We start from the raw sequence: 25,222 nt of genomic DNA, 5'->3' as shown, positions 1-25,222 counted from the left end.
CTTGTCCGACGTCAATGCCGACGATTGGGTGTCCTCGGGACACCGGCCCATGGGTTTTCCAGAATTCGTCATCGTGATCGCGTCCATCATGGCGCTGAACCCGCTTGCGATGGACATGATGCTGCCGGCGCTGCCCAATATCGGGTCGGCATTCAAGATTCCCAACGCCAACCATCTTCAGCTGGTGCTGTCGACCTTCCTGATCGGCTTCGGCGCGGGCCAGTTCATCATGGGTCCATTGTCGGACCGTTTCGGCCGGCGGCCCGTGCTGCTCGGCGGCATGGCGGTCTATGCGGTCGCGAGCGTGCTCGCGGTCGCCGCCCCCTCGTTCGAGACGCTGCTGCTGGCGCGCGCACTGCAGGGCTTCGGCACCTCGGCGACGCGCGTGATCGCCACCTCGATCGTCCGCGACTGCTATGTCGGCCGCCGCATGGCCAGCGTGATGTCGCTGGCGATGATGATCTTCATCGCGGTACCCGTGATCGCGCCCTCGTTCGGGCAGGCGGTGCTGCTGGTCACGCAATGGCGCGGCATCTTCGTCGTGCTGATGCTCTACGGGCTGCTCGCGCTGGCGTGGAGCGTGCTGCGCCTGCCTGAAACTCTCCCCCCGTCTGAACGCAGGTCCCTCGCCCCCAGCGACGTGTTCGCAGCTTATTGGCAGACCGTGTCCAATCGCCAGACTATCGGCTACGCACTCGCGGCCGGCAGCGTCATGGGCGCGTTGTTTGCTTATGTCTTCTCGGCCCAGCAGGTCTTCACCGGCATCTATCACCTCGGCCATTACTTCCCGCTCGCCTTCGCCGCGATCGCGGCCGGCACCGCCATTGCCGGCTTCCTCAACGCCAGGTTTGTCGGGACCCTCGGCATGCGCGTGATCTCGCATGGCGCATTGACGCTCTACACCGCGGTGGCGGGCGTGATGCTGCTGACGGAAAGCCTCGGCGCGCTGCCGCTTCCGCTGTTCATGGTGCTCTCGGCGCTGATGATGTTCTCGTTCGGCATGATGGTCGCCAATTTCACCGCGCTTGCCATGGAGCCGCAGGGCCACATCGCCGGCACCGCGTCCTCGCTCTACGGCTCGATCACGACCTTGATCGGCATCGTCGTCGGCATGGCGATCGGGCAAAGCTTCGACGGCACATTGCTGCCGTTCTCGGTCGGCTTCTTCCTGTCGACGCTGGCTGCGCTCGCGATCGTGCTGGTGGTGGAGAAGGGACGGCTGTTCAAGCCGCATCATCGTCCCATCGCGTGAGGAACTTCGCCGCGGACTCGATGTTGTCGTGCAACAATTCGAGAGGCGAGCCCAATGGAACTGGAACAGCGCGAAGACCCGACTGCCTCGGATCGGCCAGCGACGCAGCGATCGCCGTCGAACACCGAGCGGGAGGCGTTCACCGTGCCTTTCGCAAGCGAAGGCCTCGAGGGCGTGCGCGACAGTCATTGTTGATCGCGAAGCTTATTCCGGCGCGCGCCTGCCGGCGCTGAAATCATTCGCGGCGCTTTCGACCGCACATTTCCTGAGCTGACGCGGAACTGACAAACGAAAGCGGCGCCGCTGATGACAGCGGCGCCGCGCAACGATCGGAACGAAGGGCGCCAGGCGCGCCCTCGCGCTACTCGGTCTTGTCGACGTTCCAGAACAGCGGCGTTGCGGGGCCGTCGAGCACGCCGGTGAGCGACTTCCGCCACGCGCTCGGTGCCTGATACTGGCCGAGCGGGATGTAGATCACCTGGTCGTAGGCTTCCTTCTGGATCTCGGTCGCGATCTTCTTCTGCTCGTCGAGCGAGGCCGCGCGGACGAAGTCGTCCTTGAGCTTCTCGATCTTGGCGTCCTCCGCCCAGCCGAACCAGCCGCCCTTCTTGCCCTGGCCGCCGATCGAGAGGTTGGAGATCGGGTTGGAGACGTCGGCGCTGACCCAGTTGGTGAAGAACATGTTCCAGCCGCCCTCCTTCGGAGGCTTCTGGCTGGCGCGGCGGCTCACCACGGTCTGCCAGTCGGTGGCCTGGAGATCGACCTTGAAGCCAGCTTCACGCAGCGCCTGCGCGGCAACGATGGGCTGGGCCTTGAGCGTGGTGACGTCGCCCGGCGCCATGATCACGACGGGCGTACCGTCATAGCCGGACTCGGCGAGCAGCTTCTTGGCCTCGGCCATGCCGTTGCCCTTGACCAGCGATTCGGAACCGACGTCGGTCGCGAACGGCGTGTCGCAGATGAAGAAGGCGCCGCAGATCTTGTAGTACTTGGGATTGCCGATCAGCGCATCGAGCACGTCCTTCTGTTTCATTGCCAGGAGCGCGGCGCGGCGGATCTTCGGATTGTCGAACGGCGGATAGAGGAAGTTCATGCGTCCGAGCGTCTGGAAGCCGAACTTGTTCAGCACCTCGACCTTGAGATCCGCATTGCCCTCGAGCACCGGAACGAGATCGAACGACGGGTTCTCGAGGAAGTCGATGTCGCCCGATTGCAGCGCGTTCACCGCTGTCTGCGGGTCAGGCATGGTGAGCCATTCGACGCGGTCGACCTTCACGACCTTGCCGCCCGCGGTCCAGCTCGCCGGCTCCTTGCGCGGCACGTAGTCGGTGTTCTTGACGTAGACAGCCTTGACGCCCGGCTGGAATTCGCCCTGGACGAACTTGAACGGGCCGGAGCCGATCTGCTCGGGAATCGGCTTGTCCGGCGGCGTCTCGGCGAGCCGCTTCGGCATCATGAAGGCGACGCGCGAGGACGGCTTGCCGATCGAATCGAGGACCAGGCTGTAGGGCTCCTTGAGCTTCAGCGTGATGGTCTTGGGATCGGTCGCCTCGATGCTCGCAGTGAACTGCATCAACTGCTGGCCCATGCCATCGACGGCGGCCCAGCGCTTGAGCGAAGCGACGCAGTCTTCCGCCGTCACCGGCGCGCCATCATGCCACTTCAGGCCGTCGCGCAGCGTGAATGTGTAGGTGAGCTTGTCGTCGGAGATTTTCCAGTCCGCCATCTGCGGCTGAATCTTGAAGTTCGAGTCGGTCGAGATCAGCGTGTCGTAGACCATGTAGCCATGGTCACGCGTGATGTAGGCGGTGGTGAAGATCGGATCGATGATGCGCAGATCCGAATGCATCACCGCGGTGATGGTCTTGCCGGCCGCGAGCACCGGCGAGGCCAGGGCGGTCGAAAGCGCGACGACCGACAGCGCAAGTTTGGAGGCGAACGCGCGAGGCCTCCGGCGCATTAACTGGAACATGGAAAGTTCTCCTGACGTGAAACTGTTCAAAGGCAGATTATTGGTTGAGCATCCGGCTCGTTCGTTGGGCGAACTAACCTCATGCAATGCCTTTATCTTTTCGAGACTTGCAGACAGCGCCGAGCGCGTCAATCCGGTTTCGCTGCAAGCCCAGGCGGCGCGCGCGCGGGCTCCACAAGGATCGGTTTGGCACTACAACACTCTCCCGCCTGTCCTGCCCGGCACCAATGCAATGCGCGTTCCATCTTCCGAAGCTCGAGAGACATTGAGATGAATCCAGCCAATCTTCCCTTCGATTCCGAAGCGATGCTCCAGGGCCTGCGCGGTTGGGTGGAATGCGAAAGCCCGACCTGGGACGCGAGTGCCGTGAACCGCATGCTCGATCTTGCCGCGCGCCAGATGGCAATCATGGGTGCGACGATCGAGCGCATCGCCGGCCGCGACGGCTTTGGCGGAGTGGTTCGCGCCCGCTTTCCGCATCCCAAGCAGGGCGAGCCGGGCATCCTGATTGCCGGACACATGGACACCGTCCATCCCACCGGCACCATCGAGAAGCTGAAATGGCGGCGCGAGGGCAACAGGTGCTACGGCCCCGGCATTTACGACATGAAAGGCGGCAATTATCTCTCGCTGGAAGCGATCCGGCAGCTGGCAAGTGCTTCGTTCACGACGCCGCTGCCGATCACCGTGCTGTTCACGCCCGACGAGGAGGTCGGCACGCCGTCGACGCGCGACATCATCGAGGCGGAGGCCGCGCGCAACAAATACGTGCTGGTGCCCGAGCCCGGCCGCGCCGACAACGGCGTCACGACTGGACGTTACGCCATCGCGCGGTTCAACCTCGAGGCGACGGGACGGCCGAGCCACGCCGGCGCAACGCTGTCGGCGGGCCGCTCGGCGATCCGCGAGATGGCGCGGCAGATCCTTGCGATCGACGCGATGACGACGGAGGACTGCACTTTCTCGGTCGGCGTTGTGCATGGCGGACAATGGGTCAATTGCGTTGCAACGACCGCTACCGGCGAAGCGCTGTCGATGGCCAAGCGGCAGGCCGATCTCGATCGCGGCGTCGAGAGGATGCTGGCTCTGTCAGGCACGACCAATGATGTCGCCTTCAAGGTGACGCGCGGCGTGACCCGGCCCGTGTGGGAGCCGGATGCGGGCACGATGGCGCTGTATGAAAAAGCACGCGGCATCGCTAAATCGCTCGGCGCCGAGCTGCCGCATGCGAGCTCGGGCGGCGGCTCGGACGGCAACTTTACCGGCGCGATGGGCATCCCGACGCTCGACGGACTCGGCGTGCGCGGCGGCAATGCCCACACGCTGGAAGAGTTCATCGAGGTCGAGAGCCTAGTCGAACGCGGCCGGCTGATGGCGGGTTTGCTGGCGACCCTGGAGTAATAGGTTGGATCAACTTCGCACTGCACAATGCGTTGGCAGTCGCGGTTGAAATTTAGCCTTGTCTATAAATAAGGCGCATCGTACTGCTCGATTGTCCACGCGACGATGCGGGAGAGATCGCAATGAAGGTTTCGGCCTTCTTTGCGGCGCCGACGGAGCAACCGCCCCGGAAACTCTCAGGCAAAAGGACTGTATCGTCAGGACGATCTGGAGAGAGACGGCACGGCCAAGATTGGTCGGGACGTCCACCGAAGGGGATAGTCCGGAGCAAGACCTCGCCTGAGGTCCGCAAAGGATCAAGCTCTCAGGTAACCGTGACAGATGGGGCGCCGCCAACGGCCTTGTGGCCGGCGGTTAGCCGACTCTAACTCACGGGAGCCCCGAACCTGCCATGACCCATATCGCCATCATCGGCGCCGGCATCACCGGCGTAACGACCGCCTATGCCCTGCTCGAACGCGGCTACAAGGTGACGGTGCTCGACAAGCACCGCTACGCCGCGATGGAGACCTCCTTCGCCAACGGCGGACAGCTGTCCGCCAGCAATGCCGAAGTGTGGAATAGCACCGCGACGATCCTCAAAGGCCTGCGCTGGATGTTTCGGCGCGACGCACCGCTGCTGATGAACCCGCGGCCGAACTGGCACAAATATTCGTGGATGAGCGAGTTCGTCGCCAACATCGGCAACTACCGCGCCAACACCATCGAGACCACGCGGCTCGCGATCGAAGCCCGCAAGCATCTGTTCGAGATCGCCACGCGTGAAGGCATCGACTTCGACCTCGAACGTCGCGGCATTCTCCACATCTATCACGACAAGAAGGGTTTTGAATCCGGCCTGCGCGTCAACGCGCTGTTGCAGGAAGGCGGCCTCGATCGCCGCCCGGTCACGCCGGAAGAAATCCGCGCGATCGAGCCGACGCTGCGCAAGGAGTATTATGGCGGCTTCTACACGCCGTCGGACGCGACCGGCGATATCCACAAGTTTACCCGCGGGCTTGCCGAGGCCTGCAAGCGTCGCGGCGCGACCTTCATCCACGAAGCCAATATCGATTCCATCGCCCGGGCCGGCGGAGGCTTTGTCGTCGGCTGGGCAGATCTCTCTGCAAGCGATGCTGCCGCATCCGCACGCGGCATGCTGAACGTGGATGGGGTCGTGGTCTGCGCCGGTGTGGCGAGCCGCCACTTCGCCGCCCTCCTCGACGAGCGCGTCAACGTCTATCCGGTAAAGGGCTACTCGATCACCGTGCAGCTCGACACCGCCGAGAGCCGCAACGCGACGCCGACCGTCAGCCTGCTCGACGAGGCCGCCAAGATCGTCACCAGCCGGCTCGGCGCCGATCGCTTCCGCGTTGCCGGCACCGCCGAATTCAACGACTTCAACCGCGACATTCGCGCCGATCGCGTGCAGCCGCTGGTCGATTGGGTGCGCAGCAACTTCCCCGCCGTCGAAACGTCGCGAGTCATCCCATGGGCCGGGCTGCGCCCGATGATGCCGAACATGATGCCGGTGGTGCGCGCAGGGCGGATGCCGGGTGTGTTCTTCAACACCGGCCACGGCCATCTCGGCTGGACGCTGTCGGCAGCGACCGCGCAGATGATTGCCGGAACCATCGACGGCTGGCGCGGGCTCAACGCGCCGCCCACCATGCCCTCACTTGGGGTTGAGCGCGAGCTGCGTCATGCATCCTGAGTGGTCTCCATCAGGAGCAGGCGGCCCCTTGCGACCGCCCTGCCCTTGGCACACAATTTGCCCCGAAAGGTCGGCATCTCCGGCCGGCTTTCCCAGCCCGAATGACAGGCACGCATGATAGACACGAACGAATCCACGGGCACCTCGGCGCCCCACAAGTTCCTCAGCCGGAGATAGGTGCATGTTAGGTTACCTCATTCGCCGAATCTTCGCCGCCGTCCCCGTCATGGGCGTGGTCGCACTGTTCGTGTTTCTCCTGCTCCGCCTCACCCCCGGCGATCCCGCGGCGATTCTCGCCGGCGACAACGCGACACCGGAACGGCTGGAGCGCATCCGTACCTCGCTCGGCCTCAACGAGCCCCTGATCGTGCAGTTCATCACCTGGGTGAACAAGCTGCTGCACGGCGATCTCGGAACCTCGCTGATCTCCAACCTGCCGGTGGTGAAGATGATCGGCCAGCGTGTCGAGCCGTCGATCTCGATCGCGCTGTCGACCATCATCCTCGCCGTCATCGTCGCCGTTCCCTTAGGTGTGATCGCGGCGTGGAAGCACGGCACCTGGATCGACCGTTTCGTGATGGGTCTCTCGGTGCTCGGCTTCTCGGTCCCGGTGTTCGTGGTCGGCTACGTCCTGATCCAGGTCTTCGCCATCGACCTGCGCTGGGTGCCGGTCCAAGGTTTCAAGAGCATCAGCACCGGCTTTGGTCCGTTCTTCGAGCGCATGATCCTGCCGACCTGCGCGCTCTCCTTCATCTACATCGCGCTGATCGCGCGCATGACGCGCGCGGCGATGCTCGACGTGCTCGGCGAGGACTACGTCCGCACCGCGCGCGCCAAGGGCATCAACGAAGTTGCCGTGATGATGCGCCATGCGCTGCGCAACGCCGCCGTACCCGTGATCACAGTGATCGGCACCGGCTTTGCGCTTCTGATCTCGGGCGTCGTCGTCACCGAGAGCGTGTTCAACATCCCCGGCATCGGCCGCCTCACCGTGGATGCGGTGCTGGCGCGCGACTATCCGGTGATCCAGGCGATGATCCTGCTGACGTCGCTGATCTATGTCGTCGTCAATCTTCTGATCGACGTCGCCTACACCCTGCTCGATCCGCGGATCCGGTACTGAGGCAAGGATAAGCACAAAAATGTCGGTCGATACCCTTCCCCAGCCGTCCATACCGATCACGTCGCCGCTGCGGCCGCGCTTCGGATTCCTCACCTCGACGCCCATCATCGCCACGGCGACGGTCTTGCTCGCGCTGATCGTGCTGGTCTCGATTCTGGCGCCGCTGATCGCGCCGCACGATCCGATCCAGCTCGCGCCGTCGCAACGGCTCAAGCCATCCTCGGCGCAGTTTCTGCTCGGCACCGACGCCTATGGCCGCGACCTGTTGTCCCGTGTCATCTACGGCGGCCGCATCTCGCTGCTGATTGGCGTCGGCTCGGCGATCCTGTCGATCGTCATCGGGCTCGTGATCGGCCTCGTCTCCGGCTTCTTCAAGCTGGTCGATTCCGTCCTGATGCGGATCATGGACGGCCTGATGGCGATGCCGAGCATCCTGCTCGCGATTGCCGTGGTGTCGCTGTCCGGTGCCAGCATCTGGACCGTGCTGATCGCGATCACGATCCCCGAAGTCCCGCGCGTGGCCCGCCTGGTGCGCTCGGTCGTGCTGTCGGCGCGCGAGGAACCCTATGTCGAAGCGGCGATCTCGGTCGGCTCGTCCCTGCCGAAGATCATGTGGCGGCATTTGATGCCGAACACGATCGCGCCTCTGATCGTGCAGGGCAGTTACGTGTGCGCGTCCGCGATCCTCACGGAGGCCATCCTCTCCTTCCTCGGCGCCGGCATCTCGCCGGAGACGCCGACCTGGGGCAACATCATGGCCGAGGGTCGCCAGTACTTCCAGCTCAAGCCGACGCTGATCTTCTGGCCGGGCCTGCTGCTCTCGATCGCCATCCTCAGCATCAATCTGATCGGCGACGCAGCCCGCGACGCACTCGATCCCCGCATGAAGCAGCGGGAGGGCAAGTGATGACCAATCAAGTGATGACCAACCCCATCCTCGACATCAACAATCTCGTCGTCTCCGTCGGCAAGAAGCCGAAGGGCGCGAACATCATCGACGGCATCTCGATCCAGGTGCACGAGCGCGAGACGTTGTGTCTCGTCGGCGAAAGCGGCTCGGGCAAGTCGGTGACCTCGCTCACCACGATGGGACTGCTGCCGAAGGGCACCCTGGTTCCCACCGGCGGCAGCATCAAGCTGGTCGGCGAGGAGCTGCTCACTGCGACCGACCGCCGCCTGCGCCAGCTTCGCGCCACGCAGATGGCGATGATCTTCCAGGAGCCGATGACGGCGCTCAATCCCGTGGTGCCCGTCGGCCGCCAGATCGACGAGGTCCTGCGCGCGCATACCGACCTCGATGCGAGAGCACGGAAGAAGCGCATCCTCGACATGATGGACCAGGTCCGCCTGCCCGAGGTCGAGCGCATCTTCGCCTCCTACCCGCACCGTCTCTCCGGCGGCCAGCGCCAGCGCATCATGATCGCGATGGCGCTCGTGCTGGAGCCGAAGCTTCTCATCGCCGACGAGCCGACCACCGCGCTCGACGTCACCACGCAGAAGCAGATCCTGACCCTGATCCGCGACCTCCAGCGCGATCACGGCACCGCCGTGCTGTTCATCACCCACGACATGGGCGTGGTCGCCGAGATCGCCGACCGCGTCGCGGTGATGCGGCAGGGCCGCCTGGTCGAGACCGGTCCGCTGGAGACCGTGCTGCGCAATCCGACCATGGAATACACCCGCAACCTGCTCTCTGCGGTGCCGAGCCTGGTGCCGCGCGTGGCGCGGCCCGAGACCAAGGAGCCGGTCGTGCTGGAGGCCAACGAGCTCAGCAAGGTCTACAAGGAGCGCGCGTTCTTCGGCAAAGGCCGCGAGGTCGTCGCCGCCGACAAGGTCACGCTGACGCTGCGCAAGGGCCGCACGCTCGGCATCGTCGGCGAAAGCGGCTCGGGCAAGTCGACCGTGGCACGCTGCATCGTCCGCCTAATCGACCCGACCTCCGGCGGCGTGCGCCTGGCCGGCCGCGAGATCGCGGACATCTCGCGCCGCCTGCTCCAGCCGCACCGGCAGAAGATCCAGATCGTGTTCCAGGACCCCTATCGCTCGCTCAACCCGCGCGTCACCGTCGGCGAAAGCATCGCGGAAGGCCCGATCAATTACGGCACCTCGCATGCCGACGCGATGAAGCGCGCCCGCGAGCTGCTCGAGCTCGTCGGCCTGCCCGCGGACGCCGTGGCGCGCTATCCGCACCAGTTCTCCGGCGGCCAGCGCCAGCGCATCGCGATTGCCCGCGCGCTCGCGCTCGATCCGGACGTGCTGGTCGCGGACGAAGCGGTCTCGGCGCTCGACGTCTCCGTGCAGGCACAGGTGCTGGAACTGCTCGACGAGATCCAGACGCGTCTCGGCATCGCCATCCTGTTCATCACCCACGATCTGCGTGTCGCAGCCCAGATCTGCGATGAAGTCGTGGTGATGCAGCACGGCCGCGTCGTCGAGCAGGGCCCGGCCGCCGAAGTGCTGACGCATCCGAAGGAGGCCTACACCAGGGCCCTGCTCGAGGCAGCGCCCGGCCGCAACTGGGACTTTGCGAATTTCCGGCCCGTCGCGGAAGGCGTGGCTGCGACAGCCTAGATCCATCCCTCGTCATTGCGAGCGTAGCGACGCAATCCAGTATCCCTCTGCGGAGACGGTCTGGATTGCCTCGCTACGCTCGCTATGACGGTGATCGCGGCAAGTATTCCCAAAACGGCTTAAGGCCATGCACGGCGCGAGTGCGTCCCACCTTGCTCTCGCCGCAGAGCCAAGGCTAACGTCGCCCGCTTTCAATCGCCTGGACTTGAATTGATGACACGTATCGCCGTCGGCGGCTTCCTGCACGAGACCAACACCTTCGCTCCGACGAAGGCGACTTTCGCGGACTTCCAGCATGGCGGCGGCTGGCCGGCGATGACTGAGGGCGCCGACGTGCTGAAGGTGATGCGGGCCATCAATGTCGGCCTCGCCGGTTTCGTCGACAGTGCAGAAGCCGATGGCTGGGAACTCATCCCGACGATCGCCTGCGGGGCCAGCCCGTCGGCGCATGTCACCAGGGACGCCTTCGAGCGCATCGTCAAGGTCATGGTCGACGGGATCGCCGCCGCCGGCCCGATCGACGCCGTCTATCTCGACCTGCACGGCGCCATGGTCACCGAGCATCTCGACGACGGCGAAGGCGAGATCCTGGCGCGCGTGCGCCGCGTCATCGGCAAGGATGTTCCGCTGGTCGCGAGCCTCGACCTGCACGCCAACGTCACGCCCGAGATGATGGAGCATGCGGACGCGCTGATCGCCTACCGCACCTATCCCCATGTCGACATGGCCGAGACCGGCCGCGCCTCCGCGCGACATCTCGCATTGCTCCTGAAGACAAGGCAGCGCTTTGCAAAAACGTTCCGGCAACTGCCGTTCCTGATCCCGATCAGCTGGCAATGCACCAACGACCACCCCACCAAGGGCATCTACCAGAAGCTCGCCGCACTGGAGGGCGATGCGGTTCCGACGCTCTCCTTCGCGCCCGGCTTCCCCGCTGCCGACTTCCGCGACTGCGGGCCGAGTGTGTTCGCCTATGGCAGGACCCAAGCCGACGCCGACCGCGCGGCGGATGCGATCGTCAAGCTGATCGAAAGCCACGAGGACGATTTCGACGGCAAGATCTGGTCGCCCGACGAAGGCGTGCGCCACGCCATGGAGCTTTGCAAGAGCGCGAGTAAGCCGATCATCATCGCCGACACCCAGGACAATCCCGGCGCCGGCGGCGATTCCGACACCACCGGCATGCTGCGCGCGCTCGTGCGCAACAAGGCCAGCGCCGCGACCGGCGTGATCTACGATCCCGCCTCGGCCAAGGCCGCACACGCGGCCGGCGTCGGCGCCACCGTGACGCTGTCGCTCGGCGGCAAGTCCGGCATTCCCGGCGATGAGCCCTATCGCGAGACCTTCGTCGTCGAAAAGCTGTCCGACGGCCGCTTCGTCGCGCCCGGCCCTTACTACGGCGGCCGCGAGATGGAGATGGGTCCGTCCGCGGCCTTGCGCATCGGCGATGTCCGCGTCGTCGTGAGTTCGCACAAGGCGCAGCTCGCCGACCAGGCGATGTACCGCTATGTCGGCATCGAGCCGACGCAACAGAAGATTTTGGTCAACAAGAGCTCGGTGCACTTCCGCGCCGATTTCGAGCCGATCGCGGAAAAGCTGATGATCTGCGCTGCGCCCGGCGCGATGCCGGCCGACACCGCCACGCTGCCCTGGACGCGGCTGCGTCCGGGCATCCGCATCAAGCCGAACGGCCCCGTTTTCAATCCCCCTTCACGCTAACCGGACAGGAACACATGCCCACGATCGAGCGCATCGACGGCTATGCCGACGAACTCACCGCCATTCGCCGCGACATCCACGCCCATCCCGAGATCGGCTTCGAGGAAGTGCGCACCTCCGGCATCGTCGCCGACAAGCTGAAGAGCTGGGGCATCGAGGTGCATCGCGGTCTCGGCGGCACCGGCGTGATCGGCGTCATCAAAGGCAAAGGTTCGGGCGGCAAGCGCATCGGCCTTCGCGCCGACATGGACGCGCTGCCGATGGAAGAGAACACCAATCTGAAATGGAGCTCGAAAATCCCCGGCCGCTTCCACGGCTGCGGCCATGACGGCCACACCACCATGCTGCTCGGCACCGCGCGCTACCTCGCCGAGACCAGGAACTTCGACGGCACCGTGCATCTGATCTTCCAGCCGGCCGAGGAAGGCCTCGGCGGCGCCCGCGCCATGATCAAGGACGGCCTGTTCGAGAAATTTCCCTGCGACGAGCTCTACGGCCTGCACAACGCGCCCGACCTCAACCACGGCGAGATCGCGATCCTGCCCGGCCCCGCGATGGCCAGCGCCGACTTCTTCGACCTCCGCATCACCGGCTATGGCGCGCATGGCGCGATGCCCGAGCGCTCCAAGGACGCTGTGATCATCGCGACGACGCTGGCGCAGGCGATCCAGACCATCGTCAGCCGCAACGTCGAGCCGCTGCAGGCCGCCGTCGTCTCGATCACGCAGATTCACGCCGGTTCCGCCTACAACGTCATTCCCGGCGACGCGCATCTTTGCGGCACCATCCGCACCTTCTCGAAGGAAGTCCGCACCCTGATCAGCGAGCGCATTCGCACGATCAGCGCCGGCATTGCGAGCGCCTATCAGTGCGTGATCGACGTCGACATCCGCGACACTTTCGATGTGCTGGTCAACCAGGTCGAGCAGTCCAAGGTGGTCGAGGAGGTCGCGCGCACGATCGTCAACCCCGCCAACGTGATCACCCGCGCCCAGCCGAAGATGGGCAGCGAGGATTTCGCCGACATGCTGCAGACCATTCCCGGCGCCTATTTCTGGGTCGGCCATGACGGCTCGGTGCCCGTGCACAACCCCGGTTTCGTGCTCGACGACAAGATCCTGCCGATCGGCGCCAGCATGTTCGCCCGGATCATCGAGACCCGGATGCCGGTGGGTGCCAATGCATAAAAAGGGCGTCGAAGAGGCGGTCACCTCGCTGCATGATCTGTCAGCGGTCGATCTGATCGCGGGCTATCGCGCCAAGCAGTTCTCGCCGAGCGAGGTGCTGGAGGACGTGCTCGCCCACGTCGCTGCGTGGGAGCCGCACCTGAAAGCGCTCTATGCATTCGATCCCGACGGCGCGCGCGAGGCCGCAATGGCCTCGACGGCGCGCTGGTCCGGGGGCGAGCCCTCCGGCGCGCTCGACGGCGTGCCTGTCACGGTGAAGGACAACATCGCGACCAAGGGCGTGCCGGTGCCGCTCGGCGCCGCCAGCGTCAAGCTGGTCCCGGCCGAGAAGGATGCTCCGCCTGCCGCGCGGCTGCGTGAGGCCGGTGCGGTCATCTTCGCAAAAACCACCATGCCCGATTACGGCATGCTGTCCTCGGGCCTCTCTTCGTTCCATGCGCTCGCGCGTAATCCCTGGGACCTCTCCAAGAATCCCGGCGGCTCCAGCGCAGGCGCGGGCGCCGCGGCGGCGGCCGGCTACGGCCCGCTGCATCTCGGCACCGATATCGGCGGCTCGGTTCGCCTGCCCGCGGGCTGGTGCGGCCTCGTCGGATTGAAGCCGAGCTTTGGCCGCGTGCCGATCGACCCCGCTTATGTCGGCCGCGTCGCCGGCCCGATGACCCGCACGGTCGACGATTGCGCGCTGATGATGAGCGTGATCGCAAAGCCCGACCGGCGCGACGGCACCAGCCTGCCCGCAGAGCCGCTCAACTGGAAGGGGCTGGAGAAGTCCCCGCGCAAACTTCGCATCGGTCTGATGCTCGATCCCGGCGTCGGCCTGGCGCTGGAGAAGCCGGTGCGCGAGGTCGCGGTGAAGGCTGCGAAAGCGTTCGAATCCGCCGGCGCGGTCGTGACCGAAGTCGACGGCATCCTCACGCGCGAAATGCTCGACGGCCTCGACAATTTCTGGCGCGCGCGGATGTGGGATGATCTCTCCAAGCTGACGCCGGAAGATCAAGCGAAGGTGCTGCCCTACATCTTCAAATGGGGCGAGTCCGGCGCCAGGCTCTCCGGCATCGACGTCATCCGCGGCTTCAACCAGACCATGGCGATCCGCGCCGCCGCAGGAAAGCTGTTCTGCGAGCTCGACTATGTGATCTCGCCGACCGCGCCGAACGTGAACTACCCGGCCGATTGGGCTTCGCCCACCAATGACCCCATGAAGCCGTTCGAGCACATCGCCTATACCGTGCCGTGGAATATGTCCGAGAACCCTGCCCTGTCCATCAACGGCGGCTTCGACGCCAAGGGCTTTCCCATCGGCGTGCAGATCGTCGGCCGCCGCTTCGACGATATCGGCGTGCTCGGCATGGCCAAGGCCTTTGAGGGCTTGCGCGGTCCGCAGCGGCCCTGGCCGCGCCCGCCGGCGAAGTAGCGACTAAGCACAAGTCGTCATGCGCGGGCTCGACTCGCGCATCCATCCCTCGTCAAAAAAGATGGATTGCCGGGTCAAGCCCGGCAATACACAATCGATTCAAGAATGACAGGGAAGGAAATCACCATGGCGTATGAGACGATCAAATACGAGGTCGCCGAACAGATCCTCACCATCACCCTGAACCGACCCGACAAGCTCAACGCCTTCAACGCGCAGATGCAAGCAGAGCTGATCGACGCGTTCGACGCCGCCGACAAGGACGACAACGTCCGCGCCATCATCGTCACCGGCGCCGGCCGCGGTTTTTGCGCGGGCGCGGACCTCTCCTCCGGCGCCGACACGTTCGATCGCGACGCGCGGCGCGGGCCGGTCAAGCGCTTCGCCGACGGCAAGGTCGACTACAGCGATCCGCAGGTGCGCGACGGCGGCGGCCAGGTGACGCTGCGTATCTTCAAATGCCTCAAGCCGGTGATTGCCGCAGTGAATGGTCCCGCCGTCGGCATCGGCGTCACCATGCAGCTCGCGATGGACATCCGCATCGCGTCGGACGCCGCACGCTTCGGCTTCGTGTTCTCCCAGCGCGGCATCGTGCCTGAGGCGGCATCGAGCTGGTTCCTGCCGCGCATCGTCGGCATCTCGCAGGCCCTGGAATGGTGTTATTCGGGCCGCGTCTTCCCGGCGCAGGAAGCGCTCGCGGGCCGTCTCGTCAGCAAGGTCGTGGCCCCGGATGATCTGCTGCCGACCGCGCGCGCGCTTGCCAAGGAGTTTGCGGCGAAGACAGCGCCGGTGTCAGTGGCGCTGATCCGACAGATGATGTGGCGCATGATGGGCGCCGACGATCCGATGGAAGCCCACAAGGTCGACAGCCGCGGCATCTACGCCCGCGGTCGCTCCGACGATGTGAAGGAAGGCGTGGTTTCGTTCCTGGAGAAGCGGCCGGCGCAGTTCAAGAACAAGGTGTCGAGCGACATGCCGGATTATTTCCCGTGGTGGACGGAGCGGGAGTACAAGTGATGCGAAGCGAAATTCCGGGTCTTGCGCAGCTCTCGTAGGGTGGGCAAAGCGCAGCGTGCCCACCATATCGACATCAGTTGCCGATAGCTGGTGGGCACGGCGCAAGGGCGCCTTTGCCCACCCTACGGCACCGTCACTACGGAACCGTCAATCCATCACCAGCGCGACACGCCCGATCGCCTTGCGGTCGAGCAACAGCCGCATCGCCTTGGCATAATCCTCCAGCGGCAGGCGGTGTGAGACGTTGGGGCGCAGCTTGCCCTCCTCCGCCCATTGCAGCAACGCCTCCAGGCGAACCTCGCCGAGTGCAGGATTTTTCCGGACAGCCTCACCAGCGCGCACGCCGAGCACGCTCGCACCCTTGATCAGCAACAGATTGGTCTTGGCCGAGCCGATGCCGCCGGTAAAACCGATCACCAGCAGCCGCGCGCCCCAGGCGATGCAACGCATCGAGTCTTCAAAAACCTGGCCGCCGACCGGATCGAACACGACGTCCGCGCCGCGGCCGTCGGTGAGGCGCTTGACGGCGTCGCGAAACGGTTCGCGATCGTAGCGCACGAGATGATCGGCGCCGCGCGATTTCGCAACGGCGAGCTTCCCGTCGCTGGAGGCGGTCGCGATCACGGTCGCGCCCAGCATCTTGCCGATCTCGACGGCAGCAAGTCCGACGCCGCCGCCGGCGCCGTGCACCAGCAGCACCTCGCCCGGCTCGACCCGGCCGCGATCGATCAGGGCGTGATAGGCGGTGCCGTGGCCGGCGAGATAGGTCGCGGCCTCCGCGTAGTCGAAAGTCGACGGCATCGGCGTGAGCTGCGACGGCGCGACGATGGCTTCGTCGGTGAAGGCACCATGGCGCATCTTGACGATGACCTTGTCGCCGACGGCAACGCCCCCCACCTCCGCGCCCACTTCGGTGACGTCGCCCGCCGCCTCCATGCCCGGCGTGAACGGCAGCTCCGGCTTGAGCTGGTACTCGCCGGCGGCCATCAGCACGTCAGGAAAATTCAGCCCGGCAGCCCGGATCGCAACGCGCACCTCGCCCGGCTTCAGCGCGCGCGACGGAAACGCTTCCAGCCGCAACGTCTCGGGCGCGCCGAGCGCGCGGCAGACGACTGCCCGCACCATCAGGCCGCGCTCGCTTTGCGGCGCAGGATCGCCTCGCGGATCAGCGGCAGACGATCATTGCCGAAATACATGTCGGTCTTGCCGACGAAGATCGTCGGCGAGCCGAAGCCGCCGCGCGCGACGACCTCCTCGGTGTTGGCCTTGAGCTGATCCTTGATCCCCTGCTCCGAGATGCCGGCAAAGAATTTTGGCTCGTCGACGCCGACCTTCCGGCAAATCCCGGCGAGCACTGCGTCCTGCGAGATGTCTTGATCGTCACCCCAATAGGCCTCGAACAATGCGGTCGCGAACGGCACCATGTCCTTGCCGAGCCAGATGCAGCCGCGCATCGCCTTCACGCTGTTCACCGGAAACACCGTCGGCGGCATCTTGATCGACAGGCCGGCCGATCGCGACCAATCGGCGAGGTCCTTCTTCATGTAGCGCGCCTTCAGCGGCACCGGCGTCTCCCGCTGCGCGTAGACGCTCGGGTTGACCGTGTTGAAGATGCCGCCGACCAGGATCGGCCGCCAAGTGATTTCGGCGCCGAGCTCCCTGGCCAGCGGCTGGATGTTGTGGAAGGCGAGATAGGTCCAGGGGCTGGAACAGTCGAAGAAGAATTCGATCATGGTGTCTCCCTTGTTTGTTTTGCTCTCTCTGTCATTGCGAGCGAAGCGAAGCAATCCGGACTGTCACCGCGGAAAGACCCTGGATTGCTTCGCTTCGCTCGCAATGACGGAGGAGCGATCAGTACCTATTTCTTTCCCAACAGCTCCTTAGCCTTCTGGCCGAACATGATCTTGCGTGATTCCTCGTCGAACGGCTCTTTCACGAACTTGCCGATTGCAAGCCCCGCCTGCACCTGCGGCCTCGCGCGCACCTCGGCATACCAGCGCTTCACGTTCGGATAGTCGTCCAGCGTAAAGCCCTGCGCCTTGTGGGTCATGGTCCAGGGGAAGCAGGCGATGTCGGCGATGGAATAGTCTCCGGCGACAAAGGCGCCGGTCCTGGCCAACTGACGGTCGAGCACGCCATAAAGCCGCGCGGCCTCGTCGCGGTAGCGATCGATCGCGTAAGGAATCTTCTCCGCCGCATAGAGCGCGAAATGGCCGTGCTGGCCGAGCATGGGCCCGAGGCCGGCCATCTGCCACATCACCCATTGAATGGTGGTGGAGCGGCCGCGCAGTTCCGTGGGCAGGAAGCGGCCGGTCTTCTCCGCGAGATAAATCAGGATCGCGCCGGTCTCGAACGCGGAGAACGGTGCGCCGCCATCGGCAGGATCGTGATCGACGAGAGCTGGAATGCGGTTGTTCGGGGAGATCGCGAGAAACTCAGGGGCGAACTGCTCGCCGGCGCGGATGTTGACGGGCTTCACCGTGTAGGGCAGCCCGAGTTCCTCCAGCATGATCGAGATTTTCCAGCCGTTCGGCGTCGGCGCGTAATAGAGGTCGATCATGACCTTTCCTTTTGGCCCTTCCTTTGGCCTTCCCTGTCATCGCCGCTGGAATAGAGAGCGACTTTTGTTGTTCTGTACCTCGACGTTAAGACATGGCAGACAGTGGCGCAACACAACCTGCCGGGAGGGCCGCCATGCTGTTTCCAACCACGATCGCCGGCTCCTTGCCGAAGCCGGAATGGCTCGCCGAGCCCAACATGCTGTGGGCGCCCTGGAAGTCGCAGGGAGCGGAGCTTCTTCGCGCCAAGCGTGACGCGACCATGCTCGCCGTCAAGGTGCAGGAGGACGCCGGCATCGACATCGTCACCGAGGGCGAGCAGGCCCGCCAGCATTTCGTGCATGGCTTCCTGGAGAAGATCGAGGGCATCGACTTCGCCCACAAGGTCGAGATGGGCATCCGCAAGGATCGCTACAAGGCGATGGTGCCGCAGGTAGTCGCCCCGCTGCGGCTGAAAGGCCGCGTTCATGCCGACGAGGCTCGCGTCGCGCGCGCGCATACCAGGAAGAAGCTCAAGTTCACCCTGCCCGGCCCGATGACAATCATCGACACCATCGCGGATCGCTACTATGGCGATCGCGTCAAGATGGCCTTTGCCTTCGCCGAGCTGTTGAACGAGGAGGCCAAGGCGCTCCAGGCCGACGGCGTCGACCTCGTGCAGTTCGACGAGCCCGCCTTCAACGTCTACATGGACGAGGTCAACGACTGGGGCATCAAGGCGCTCGAGCGTGCCGCGCAGGGCCTGACCTGCGCCACTGCCGTGCACATCTGCTACGGCTACGGCATCAAGGCCAATACCGACTGGAAGGAGACGCTCGGCGCGCAGTGGCGGCAGTACGAGCAGATCTTTCCGGCGATCGACGCCAGCCCGATCCAGCAGGTCGCGATCGAGTGCCGCAATTCGAAGGTGCCGCTCGACCTGCTCGCGCTGCTCAAGACCAAGATCGTGCAGGCCGGCGTGATCGACGTCGCCAGCGACACGGTCGAGACCGCCGATGACGTTGTCAAGGTGATCGACGCGGTGTCGAAATTCGTCCCCAAGAGCAACATCATCGCCACCACCAATTGCGGCATGGCGCCGATGCGGCGGGAGATCGCCGAAGCCAAGCTGATGGCGCTCGGTGCCGGCGCCGCGCTTGCGCGCGAGAAGCTAGGATGATCACGACGCGCTTGTTTTAGTCCAACGCCGTCGGATGCAGCACGGGACGGTAGCCGGCGTGGAGCGCGCGCAGCGTTGAGGGCGGCGTCAGCAGCTGGACGTCGCCGAGTTGACGCGCGCCCTTGATATAACCCGCCGGCGACCACGGCAGGGCGCTCCCCTGCATCACCAGAAAGCTCGCCTCGCCCTGCTGCACCATTGCGCCGTCGGGCAATTCTGCGAGGGGCGCCGGCAGTGGGTGCAGCCGCTTGCGACCGCGATCGAGACGCTCCCGGTGCAGCTGAGCATCCATCGCCTTCGCGCTGATGCCGCTTGCACCATTTCCTGCCTCCCAAGCCGCACGAAATCGTTTGGCATCGTCGCGGCGGCAGAAGAAGCAGGGACGGTGGCCTGCGGCAAAGGCGGTGGCCTCGTCGAGAAAGAACAGCTCGGTCCAGCTCCGCCGCGCCATCACCGGCCGCCGCCAGCCGCGGAATTCGCAAAGGCACGTGATCCAGGCCGGCGACGACCAGCGCTTCTTCAGCAGCGTCCTGGTCGCGGGATCATGAATGATGCCGCGATTGCCGGTGAACAGGCCGCGGTGCGGCGTTGAGATGATGTCGCCGGTCGGCGTGACGCGGTTTTGCAGGGGCATGGCTGCCTCCACCCGTCATTGCGAGGAGCGAAGCGACGAGGCAATCCAGACTATGTCCGCGGATACATTTCTGGATTGATTCGCTTCGCTCGCAATGACGGTGATCGTCACGCCGCGCCGTCGCGAAGCGGCGGGTGGTAGGACAGCGCGGTGTCCCAGGGGAAGAATATCCAGGTGTCCTGCGAGACTTCCGTGATGAAGGTGTCGACCAGCGGGCGTCCCTTCGGCTTGGCGTAGACGGTGGCGAAATGCGCATCCGGCAGCATCTGGCGCACCAGCCTGCCGGTCTTGCCGGTGTCAACGAGATCGTCGACGATCAGCAGCCCCTTGCCGGTGCCGCCGCCGAGCTTCATCGCCGATTCGGAAATACCCTTGAGGACCTGCAGCTCGCCCTGCTTGTCATGATCGTAGCTGGCGATGCAGACGGTGTCGATCACGCGGACGCCCAGCTCGCGCGCCACGATCGCGGCCGGCACCAGGCCGCCGCGCGTGATCGCGATCACCGCGTGGAACGGGCCGACCTCGTTGAGCCGCCAGGTCAGCGCGCGGCAATCCCGGTGGAACTGATCCCACGAAACCGGGAAAGCCTTGCCGGCCCGCTCCTGTGCACTCAGTTCCGGTGCTTCACCAGCCATTGTCTTCTCTCCTGCTTCGTCTGCCGGCAAGCCGGGGGCTCTAGCGGGTGATGTTCAATCCCGCCAGCATTTCCTTCACCGCGGCCATCGCTGCCGCCAGCTTGCCCGCATCGCGCGAACGCACAACAAGGTTGGTGTTCGGCTTCTGCTCCTCGTCCATGAAGGGATAGCTGCCGATGATGGTGTCGGGATGTTCGGCGGCGATCGCCCGCAGCGGGCTGCCGATGTCGCCTTCCCGCGCGTTGGCCCGGACCGATTCGGAGAGCATGCGCACGCCCGATTTCAGCTTGGGCGAGACGATGTCCATCATCGCCTGCATGATCGAGGGCACGCCGGCCATGACGATGACGTTGCCGATCTTGAAGCCGGGCGCGAGGATGGTGGCGCTCTGGATCAGCTCGGCACCGTCGGGGATGCGGGCCATGCGCAGACGGGCCTCGTTGAGGTCCTGCTCGCTCCAGCGCTCGCGGAAGCGGGCGACCACCTCCGGGTGATGGTCGATGCCGACGCCGAACGCCTTGGCGACGCTGTCGGCGGTGATGTCGTCATGGGTCGGCCCGATGCCGCCGGTGGTGAAGACATAGGTGTAGCGATGCCGCAGTGCATCCAACGCAGCGATGATGTCCGCCTCATCGTCGGAGACGACCCGGACTTCCTTCAGGTCGATGCCGATATTGGTCAGGTATTCGGCGATGAAGCCGATATTCTTGTCCTTGGTGCGGCCGGACAGGATTTCATCCCCGATGACCAGAATGCCCGCCGTGACGATCTCGCTCATGCCTTAAGTCCCTCGCCTATCGCACCGAATTTGCCGGGGTAACGCGTTGAAGTCACGCGGTTTTGCTGCCGAAATAAGCAGTCCTCAGCCATTTTTTCAGGCAAGCCGCCGGCCATCCCCGGCAAATGCTGCCCGTCTATGCTTATCGCGCTGGCCCGGCCCTTGCTACCACATGAAAGTCATGCACTCTTGCCGCATGGCCAGGACGTTGCGGTCTTCACCAAGGCCTGGCGACCTGTCGAATGGCGCAACGCCTTGCGGAGACAAGTCGGGATCTATGGCAGTCGCGTTTGACGAAATGAACATTCCCGGCGGGGACCTTCGCCCCGCCTATCAGGAGCTGGCGCGCTGGCTCAAGGAGACGCCTCCCGAGGCGCTCGAATACCGTCGCCAGGAGGCCGAGCTCCTGTTTCGCCGCATCGGCATCACCTTTGCCGTCTATGGCGATTCCGAATCCACCGAGCGCCTGATTCCGTTCGACGTGATCCCCCGGATCATGTCCGGCAAGGAATGGGCGCTGCTGGAGAAGGGCCTGAAGCAGCGCGTGCGCGCGCTCAACATGTTCCTGCGCGACATCTATCATGGCCGCGACATCCTGCGCGCCGAGATCGTCCCCGACGATCTGATCTTCCAGAACCCGGTCTTCCGCCCCGAGATGAACGGCCAGCAGGTGCCGCACGACGTCTACGTGCACATCGCCGGCATCGACATCGTCCGGGTCGATGCCGAGGACTTCATCGTGCTGGAGGACAATGCGCGCACGCCGTCGGGCGTGTCCTACATGCTGGAAAACCGCGAAATCATGATGCGGCTGTTTCCGGACCTGTTCGCCCGCCACAGGGTGGCGCCGGTCGAGCGCTATCCGGACGAGCTGCTGTCCGCCTTGCGCTCGGTCGCGCCGCAGGGTGCCTCGGGCGAGCCGACTGTCGCCCTGCTCACGCCGGGCGTCTACAACTCGGCCTATTACGAGCACTCATTCCTCGCCGACAAGCTCGGCATCGAGCTGGTCGAGGGCCGCGACCTCATCGTCAAGAACAACGAAGTGTTCATGCGGACGACCGAGGGGGTGAAACGGGTCGACGTGATCTACCGCCGCGTCGACGACGACTATCTCGATCCCCTCACCTTCCGCCCCGATTCCGCGCTCGGCGTGCCCGGACTGATGTCGGCCTATGCGGCCGGCAACATCACGCTCGCCAACGCGGTCGGCACCGGCATCGCCGACGACAAGGCGATCTACTCCTACATGCCGGACATCGTGAAATTCTACCTCGGCGAGGAGCCGATCCTGAAGAACGTGCCGACCTGGCGCTGCCGCGAGCCGAAGGACCTCGCCTACGTGCTGGATCATTTGAGCGAACTCGTCGTGAAGGAAGTGCACGGCTCCGGCGGCTACGGCATGCTGATCGGCCCTGCCGCGACCAAAGCGACGATCGAAGCCTTTCGCGAGAAGCTCAAGCGCGAGCCGGAAGGCTTTATCGCGCAGCCGACGCTGGCGCTCTCGACCTGCCCGACCTGCACCGCAAGCGGCCTCGCCCCGCGCCACGTCGATTTGCGGCCCTTCGTTCTGACCGGCAGCAAGCACACCACCATCGTGCCGGGCGGACTGACACGCGTCGCGCTGAAGGAAGGCTCCCTGGTGGTGAATTCGAGCCAGGGCGGCGGCACCAAAGACACCTGGATCCTGGACGAGTAGTCAGATGCTGTCGCGTACCGCCGAAAACCTGTACTGGCTCGCCCGCTACGTCGAACGGGCCGAGTATCTCGCGCGCACCATCGATGCGACGCTGCGCGTCACCGCGCTTCCCGCCGCCTATATCGGCAAGACCAACGAATGGGACTCGGCGCTGCTCACCGCCGGCGTCGCCGCCAGCTTCTATCAGACCTACGAGGAAGCCAACGAGCACAACGTCGTCGAATACCTGTCGTTCTCGCCGAACAACCCGTCCTCGATCCGCAATTGCATCGAGGCGGCGCGGCTGAACTCGCGCTCGGTGCGCACCGCGCTCACCAGCGAGATGTGGGACACCATCAACTCGGCCTGGATCGAGCTCCAGGAGGTCTGGAACAAGGGCACCTCGACGCGCGAGGACCTCGCCAAATTCCTGCGCTTCGTGCAGGAGACATCGCTGCGCTTCGACGGCTCGGCTTACCGGACCATGCTGCGTAACGACGCCTACTGGTTCTCGCGGATGGGCGTGCACCTGGAGCGTGCCGACAACACCGCGCGCATTCTCGATGTGAAGTATCACGTGCTGCTGCCCGAGGAGGAGCATGTCGGCGGTCCGCTCGACTTCTACCAGTGGACCTCGATCCTGCGCTCGGTCTCGGCGCTGACGGCCTATCACTGGGTCTATCGAGAGACGCTGAAACCCTGGCTGATCGCGGACCTGCTCATCCTCAACGACACGCTGCCGCGCTCGCTGGCGAGCTGCTACGGCAATCTCGTGCGCAATCTCGACCAGATCGGCGTCGCCTATGGCCGCCAGGGCCCGGCCCAGCGCCATGCCCGCGGCATCCGCAACCGGCTGGAACACAGCAATATGAACGACATTTTCCAGCATGGCGTGCATGAATTCATTCAGGAATTCATCTCGGACAATTCCAGGCTGGGCGAAATCATCACGAAGCAGTATTTGATCTGATACTGCGTCATCCGGGGCGCCCGCAGGGCCAGCCCGGAAGCGACGACGCAAGAACAACGGTCCCCCCATGCGCCTGCGAATCCTGCACACCACGACCTATCGCTACGAGCCGCCGGCCACCAGCGTGATCCAGATCCTGCGCATGACGCCCGGCAGCCATGACGGGCAATATGTGGCGGAGTGGCAGATCGACGTCTCGACCGACACCAAGCTCGACACCCACGAGGACGCGTTCGGCAACGTCACCCACGTGCTGTCCTGCGGACCGGTCGGCGACATCCAGATCACCGCCGAGGGCCTGATCGAGACCCACGACACCGGCGGCGTCCTGCGCGGCGCCGATGAACGCTTTCCGCCCGGCATGTTCTTGCGCGCCACCGACCTCACCACGGTCAATCCGGCGATGCATGCGGTTGCGCGCCAGTTGCGCAGCGAGGCCGAAAGCGACACGCTCGGCTTCCTGCACACGCTGATGACGCAAATCAGCGATCACATGACCTTCGACGAGGACCCGACCAACAGCGGCACCTCGGCGGCCGAGGCGTTCACGCTCAAGCGCGGCGTCTGCCAGGACTACGCGCATATCTTCATCGCCTGCGCCCGCAGCGGCGGCGTGCCGGCGCGCTTCGTCTCCGGCCACTTCCTGCGCTCGGACGGCACTGTGCATCAGGACGCCGGCCATGCCTGGGCCGAGGCTTACGTCGACGGTCTCGGCTGGGTCGGCTTCGATCCCGCCAACAGCATCTGCGCCACCGACGCCCATGTCCGCGTCGCGATCGGGCTCGATTATCTCGGCGCAGCCCCCGTGCGCGGCACCCGCTATGGCGGCGGCTCGGAGACGCTGTCGGTCGCGGTCAAGGTCGAGCAGGCCGGCCGCGGCGGCCAGTCGCAATCGCAGTCCCAGCGGCAGAGCTGAGCCGAAGCCGCACGCGTGCTATGCTCGCAGGGTCAAACCAGACCTGCGAGGCACCCAATGGCGACCGTGAAGCTGCTTTCGGACGATGAACTATCCAGCGAGGCCCGCGCCGTCTTCGACGATATCCGAAAAGTGCGGAAGTCGGATTTCGTCAACAATTTCTGGCGCGCGCTGGCGCATGATCCGAAGACGCTGCGGCGGACCTGGGAGAGCATCAAGGAGGTGATGGGTCCGGGCGCGCTCGATCCCAAGGTCAAGGAGATGGTCTATGTCGCGGTATCGATCGCGCATGGCTGCAGTTACTGCATCCACTCCCACACCGCCGGCGCACGGGCCAAGGGCATGACCGAGGCCGAATACGGCGAGTTGCTCGCCATCGTCGGCATGGCCGCGGAGACCAACCGGCTGGTCACGGCGCTCGGCGTCCCCGTCGATGCGGCGTTTCTCGTCGATGCCGCCGACTGAGGGGAATGACGGCTTGGCCCCAGCGGGATTCGGGGTTGGAGTGGCCCCTGAAATTGGCTAGTAATTCCGCGCAAACGCGTTCG

The 25,222-nt window shown here is 64.9% G+C and carries 22 protein-coding genes and 2 riboswitches; of the genes, 15 read left to right on the top strand and 7 right to left on the bottom strand.

Annotated elements, in window-relative coordinates; translation table 11 throughout:
• The first annotated feature begins 1 nt into the window (after position 1).
• Complete coding sequence (locus NR187_RS27235) at positions 2-1,252, top strand: multidrug effflux MFS transporter (RefSeq protein ID WP_211385131.1); 1,251 nt, start codon at positions 2-4, stop codon at positions 1,250-1,252.
• A 361-nt stretch (positions 1,253-1,613) separates the two neighbouring features.
• On the opposite strand, the gene NR187_RS27230 is transcribed toward NR187_RS27235, so the two are convergent.
• Complete coding sequence (locus tag NR187_RS27230) at positions 1,614-3,224, bottom strand: ABC transporter substrate-binding protein (protein WP_211385132.1); 1,611 nt, start codon at positions 3,222-3,224, stop codon at positions 1,614-1,616.
• A gap of 270 nt (positions 3,225-3,494) precedes the next feature.
• On the opposite strand from NR187_RS27230, the gene NR187_RS27225 reads away from it, so the two are divergent.
• The 9 genes from NR187_RS27225 to NR187_RS27185 all read left to right on the top strand — a co-directional run bounded on the left by NR187_RS27225 (position 3,495) and on the right by NR187_RS27185 (position 15,349).
• Positions 3,495-4,625 carry a M20/M25/M40 family metallo-hydrolase gene (locus NR187_RS27225; RefSeq protein ID WP_256808272.1) on the top strand — a complete coding sequence of 377 codons (1,131 nt, stop codon included), beginning with the start codon at positions 3,495-3,497 and terminating at the stop codon, positions 4,623-4,625.
• Between the two features lie 98 nt (positions 4,626-4,723).
• Positions 4,724-4,827, top strand: a riboswitch (glycine riboswitch).
• A gap of 3 nt (positions 4,828-4,830) precedes the next feature.
• Positions 4,831-4,948, top strand: a riboswitch (glycine riboswitch).
• 68 nt (positions 4,949-5,016) lie between these two features.
• Positions 5,017-6,318: a D-amino acid dehydrogenase gene (locus NR187_RS27220; protein WP_256808271.1), complete on the top strand. Its 1,302-nt coding sequence runs from the start codon at positions 5,017-5,019 to the stop codon at positions 6,316-6,318.
• A 181-nt stretch (positions 6,319-6,499) separates the two neighbouring features.
• Positions 6,500-7,441, top strand: coding sequence for an ABC transporter permease (locus tag NR187_RS27215; RefSeq protein WP_211385135.1), 942 nt, complete (start codon positions 6,500-6,502; stop codon positions 7,439-7,441).
• A gap of 19 nt (positions 7,442-7,460) precedes the next feature.
• On the top strand, positions 7,461-8,348 hold the full coding sequence (locus NR187_RS27210; protein WP_256808270.1) for an ABC transporter permease: 888 nt from the start codon (positions 7,461-7,463) through the stop codon (positions 8,346-8,348).
• Between the two features lie 14 nt (positions 8,349-8,362).
• Complete coding sequence (locus NR187_RS27205; protein WP_211385383.1) at positions 8,363-10,012, top strand: ABC transporter ATP-binding protein; 1,650 nt, start codon at positions 8,363-8,365, stop codon at positions 10,010-10,012.
• Between the two features lie 213 nt (positions 10,013-10,225).
• Positions 10,226-11,731 (top strand): M81 family metallopeptidase, encoded by a 1,506-nt coding sequence (locus NR187_RS27200; RefSeq protein ID WP_211385137.1) that lies wholly within the window; start codon positions 10,226-10,228, stop codon positions 11,729-11,731.
• 14 nt (positions 11,732-11,745) lie between these two features.
• Complete coding sequence (locus NR187_RS27195; protein WP_211385138.1) at positions 11,746-12,918, top strand: M20 aminoacylase family protein; 1,173 nt, start codon at positions 11,746-11,748, stop codon at positions 12,916-12,918.
• Positions 12,911-14,332: an amidase gene (locus NR187_RS27190; protein ID WP_211385384.1), complete on the top strand. Its 1,422-nt coding sequence runs from the start codon at positions 12,911-12,913 to the stop codon at positions 14,330-14,332. Before NR187_RS27195 ends, NR187_RS27190 begins: the two co-directional genes overlap by 8 nt.
• 126 nt (positions 14,333-14,458) lie before the next feature.
• On the top strand, positions 14,459-15,349 hold the full coding sequence (locus tag NR187_RS27185; RefSeq protein ID WP_015685180.1) for a crotonase/enoyl-CoA hydratase family protein: 891 nt from the start codon (positions 14,459-14,461) through the stop codon (positions 15,347-15,349).
• 147 nt (positions 15,350-15,496) lie between these two features.
• Here NR187_RS27185 and NR187_RS27180 read toward each other — a convergent pair whose 3' ends face one another.
• From NR187_RS27180 to NR187_RS27170, 3 genes are all read right to left on the bottom strand, one after another.
• Positions 15,497-16,474, bottom strand: coding sequence for an NADPH:quinone oxidoreductase family protein (locus NR187_RS27180; RefSeq protein ID WP_211385139.1), 978 nt, complete (start codon positions 16,472-16,474; stop codon positions 15,497-15,499).
• Positions 16,474-17,082, bottom strand: a complete 609-nt coding sequence (locus tag NR187_RS27175; RefSeq protein ID WP_211385140.1) for a 2-hydroxychromene-2-carboxylate isomerase — start codon at positions 17,080-17,082, stop codon at positions 16,474-16,476. Before NR187_RS27175 ends, NR187_RS27180 begins: the two co-directional genes overlap by 1 nt.
• A gap of 125 nt (positions 17,083-17,207) precedes the next feature.
• A complete protein-coding gene (locus NR187_RS27170; protein WP_211385141.1) occupies positions 17,208-17,909 on the bottom strand; it encodes a glutathione S-transferase N-terminal domain-containing protein in 702 nt (233 codons plus the stop codon).
• A gap of 134 nt (positions 17,910-18,043) precedes the next feature.
• On the opposite strand from NR187_RS27170, the gene NR187_RS27165 reads away from it, so the two are divergent.
• Positions 18,044-19,066 (top strand): methionine synthase, encoded by a 1,023-nt coding sequence (locus NR187_RS27165; RefSeq protein WP_211385142.1) that lies wholly within the window; start codon positions 18,044-18,046, stop codon positions 19,064-19,066.
• A 16-nt stretch (positions 19,067-19,082) separates the two neighbouring features.
• Here the strand turns inward: NR187_RS27165 and NR187_RS27160 are convergent, their stop codons facing one another.
• From NR187_RS27160 to NR187_RS27150, 3 genes are all read right to left on the bottom strand, one after another.
• Positions 19,083-19,700: a hypothetical protein gene (locus NR187_RS27160; RefSeq protein WP_211385143.1), complete on the bottom strand. Its 618-nt coding sequence runs from the start codon at positions 19,698-19,700 to the stop codon at positions 19,083-19,085.
• A 107-nt stretch (positions 19,701-19,807) separates the two neighbouring features.
• Complete coding sequence (gpt, locus tag NR187_RS27155; protein WP_211385144.1) at positions 19,808-20,335, bottom strand: xanthine phosphoribosyltransferase; 528 nt, start codon at positions 20,333-20,335, stop codon at positions 19,808-19,810.
• A 40-nt stretch (positions 20,336-20,375) separates the two neighbouring features.
• The gene (locus NR187_RS27150; protein ID WP_211385145.1) at positions 20,376-21,113 is read right to left on the bottom strand and encodes a molybdopterin-binding protein; all 738 of its coding nucleotides are present in this window, start codon (positions 21,111-21,113) and stop codon (positions 20,376-20,378) included.
• A 277-nt stretch (positions 21,114-21,390) separates the two neighbouring features.
• Here NR187_RS27150 and NR187_RS27145 point away from each other — a divergent pair, with 277 nt between their 5' ends.
• The 4 genes from NR187_RS27145 to NR187_RS27130 all read left to right on the top strand — a co-directional run bounded on the left by NR187_RS27145 (position 21,391) and on the right by NR187_RS27130 (position 25,139).
• A complete protein-coding gene (locus NR187_RS27145) occupies positions 21,391-22,809 on the top strand; it encodes a circularly permuted type 2 ATP-grasp protein (RefSeq protein WP_211385146.1) in 1,419 nt (472 codons plus the stop codon).
• 4 nt (positions 22,810-22,813) lie between these two features.
• Positions 22,814-23,758, top strand: coding sequence for an alpha-E domain-containing protein (locus NR187_RS27140; RefSeq protein ID WP_211385147.1), 945 nt, complete (start codon positions 22,814-22,816; stop codon positions 23,756-23,758).
• 67 nt (positions 23,759-23,825) lie between these two features.
• Complete coding sequence (locus NR187_RS27135) at positions 23,826-24,674, top strand: transglutaminase family protein (RefSeq protein ID WP_211385148.1); 849 nt, start codon at positions 23,826-23,828, stop codon at positions 24,672-24,674.
• Between the two features lie 57 nt (positions 24,675-24,731).
• Positions 24,732-25,139 (top strand): carboxymuconolactone decarboxylase family protein, encoded by a 408-nt coding sequence (locus tag NR187_RS27130; protein ID WP_211385149.1) that lies wholly within the window; start codon positions 24,732-24,734, stop codon positions 25,137-25,139.
• The last annotated feature ends 83 nt before the right edge of the window (positions 25,140-25,222 follow it).

The sequence above is a fragment of the Bradyrhizobium sp. Bra64 genome, from assembly GCF_024519875.1.
GTDB lineage: Bacteria > Pseudomonadota > Alphaproteobacteria > Rhizobiales > Xanthobacteraceae > Bradyrhizobium > Bradyrhizobium japonicum_G.
The sequence above is the reverse complement of the archived record's forward strand: the minus strand, read 5'-3'. Positions and strand labels throughout refer to the sequence as shown.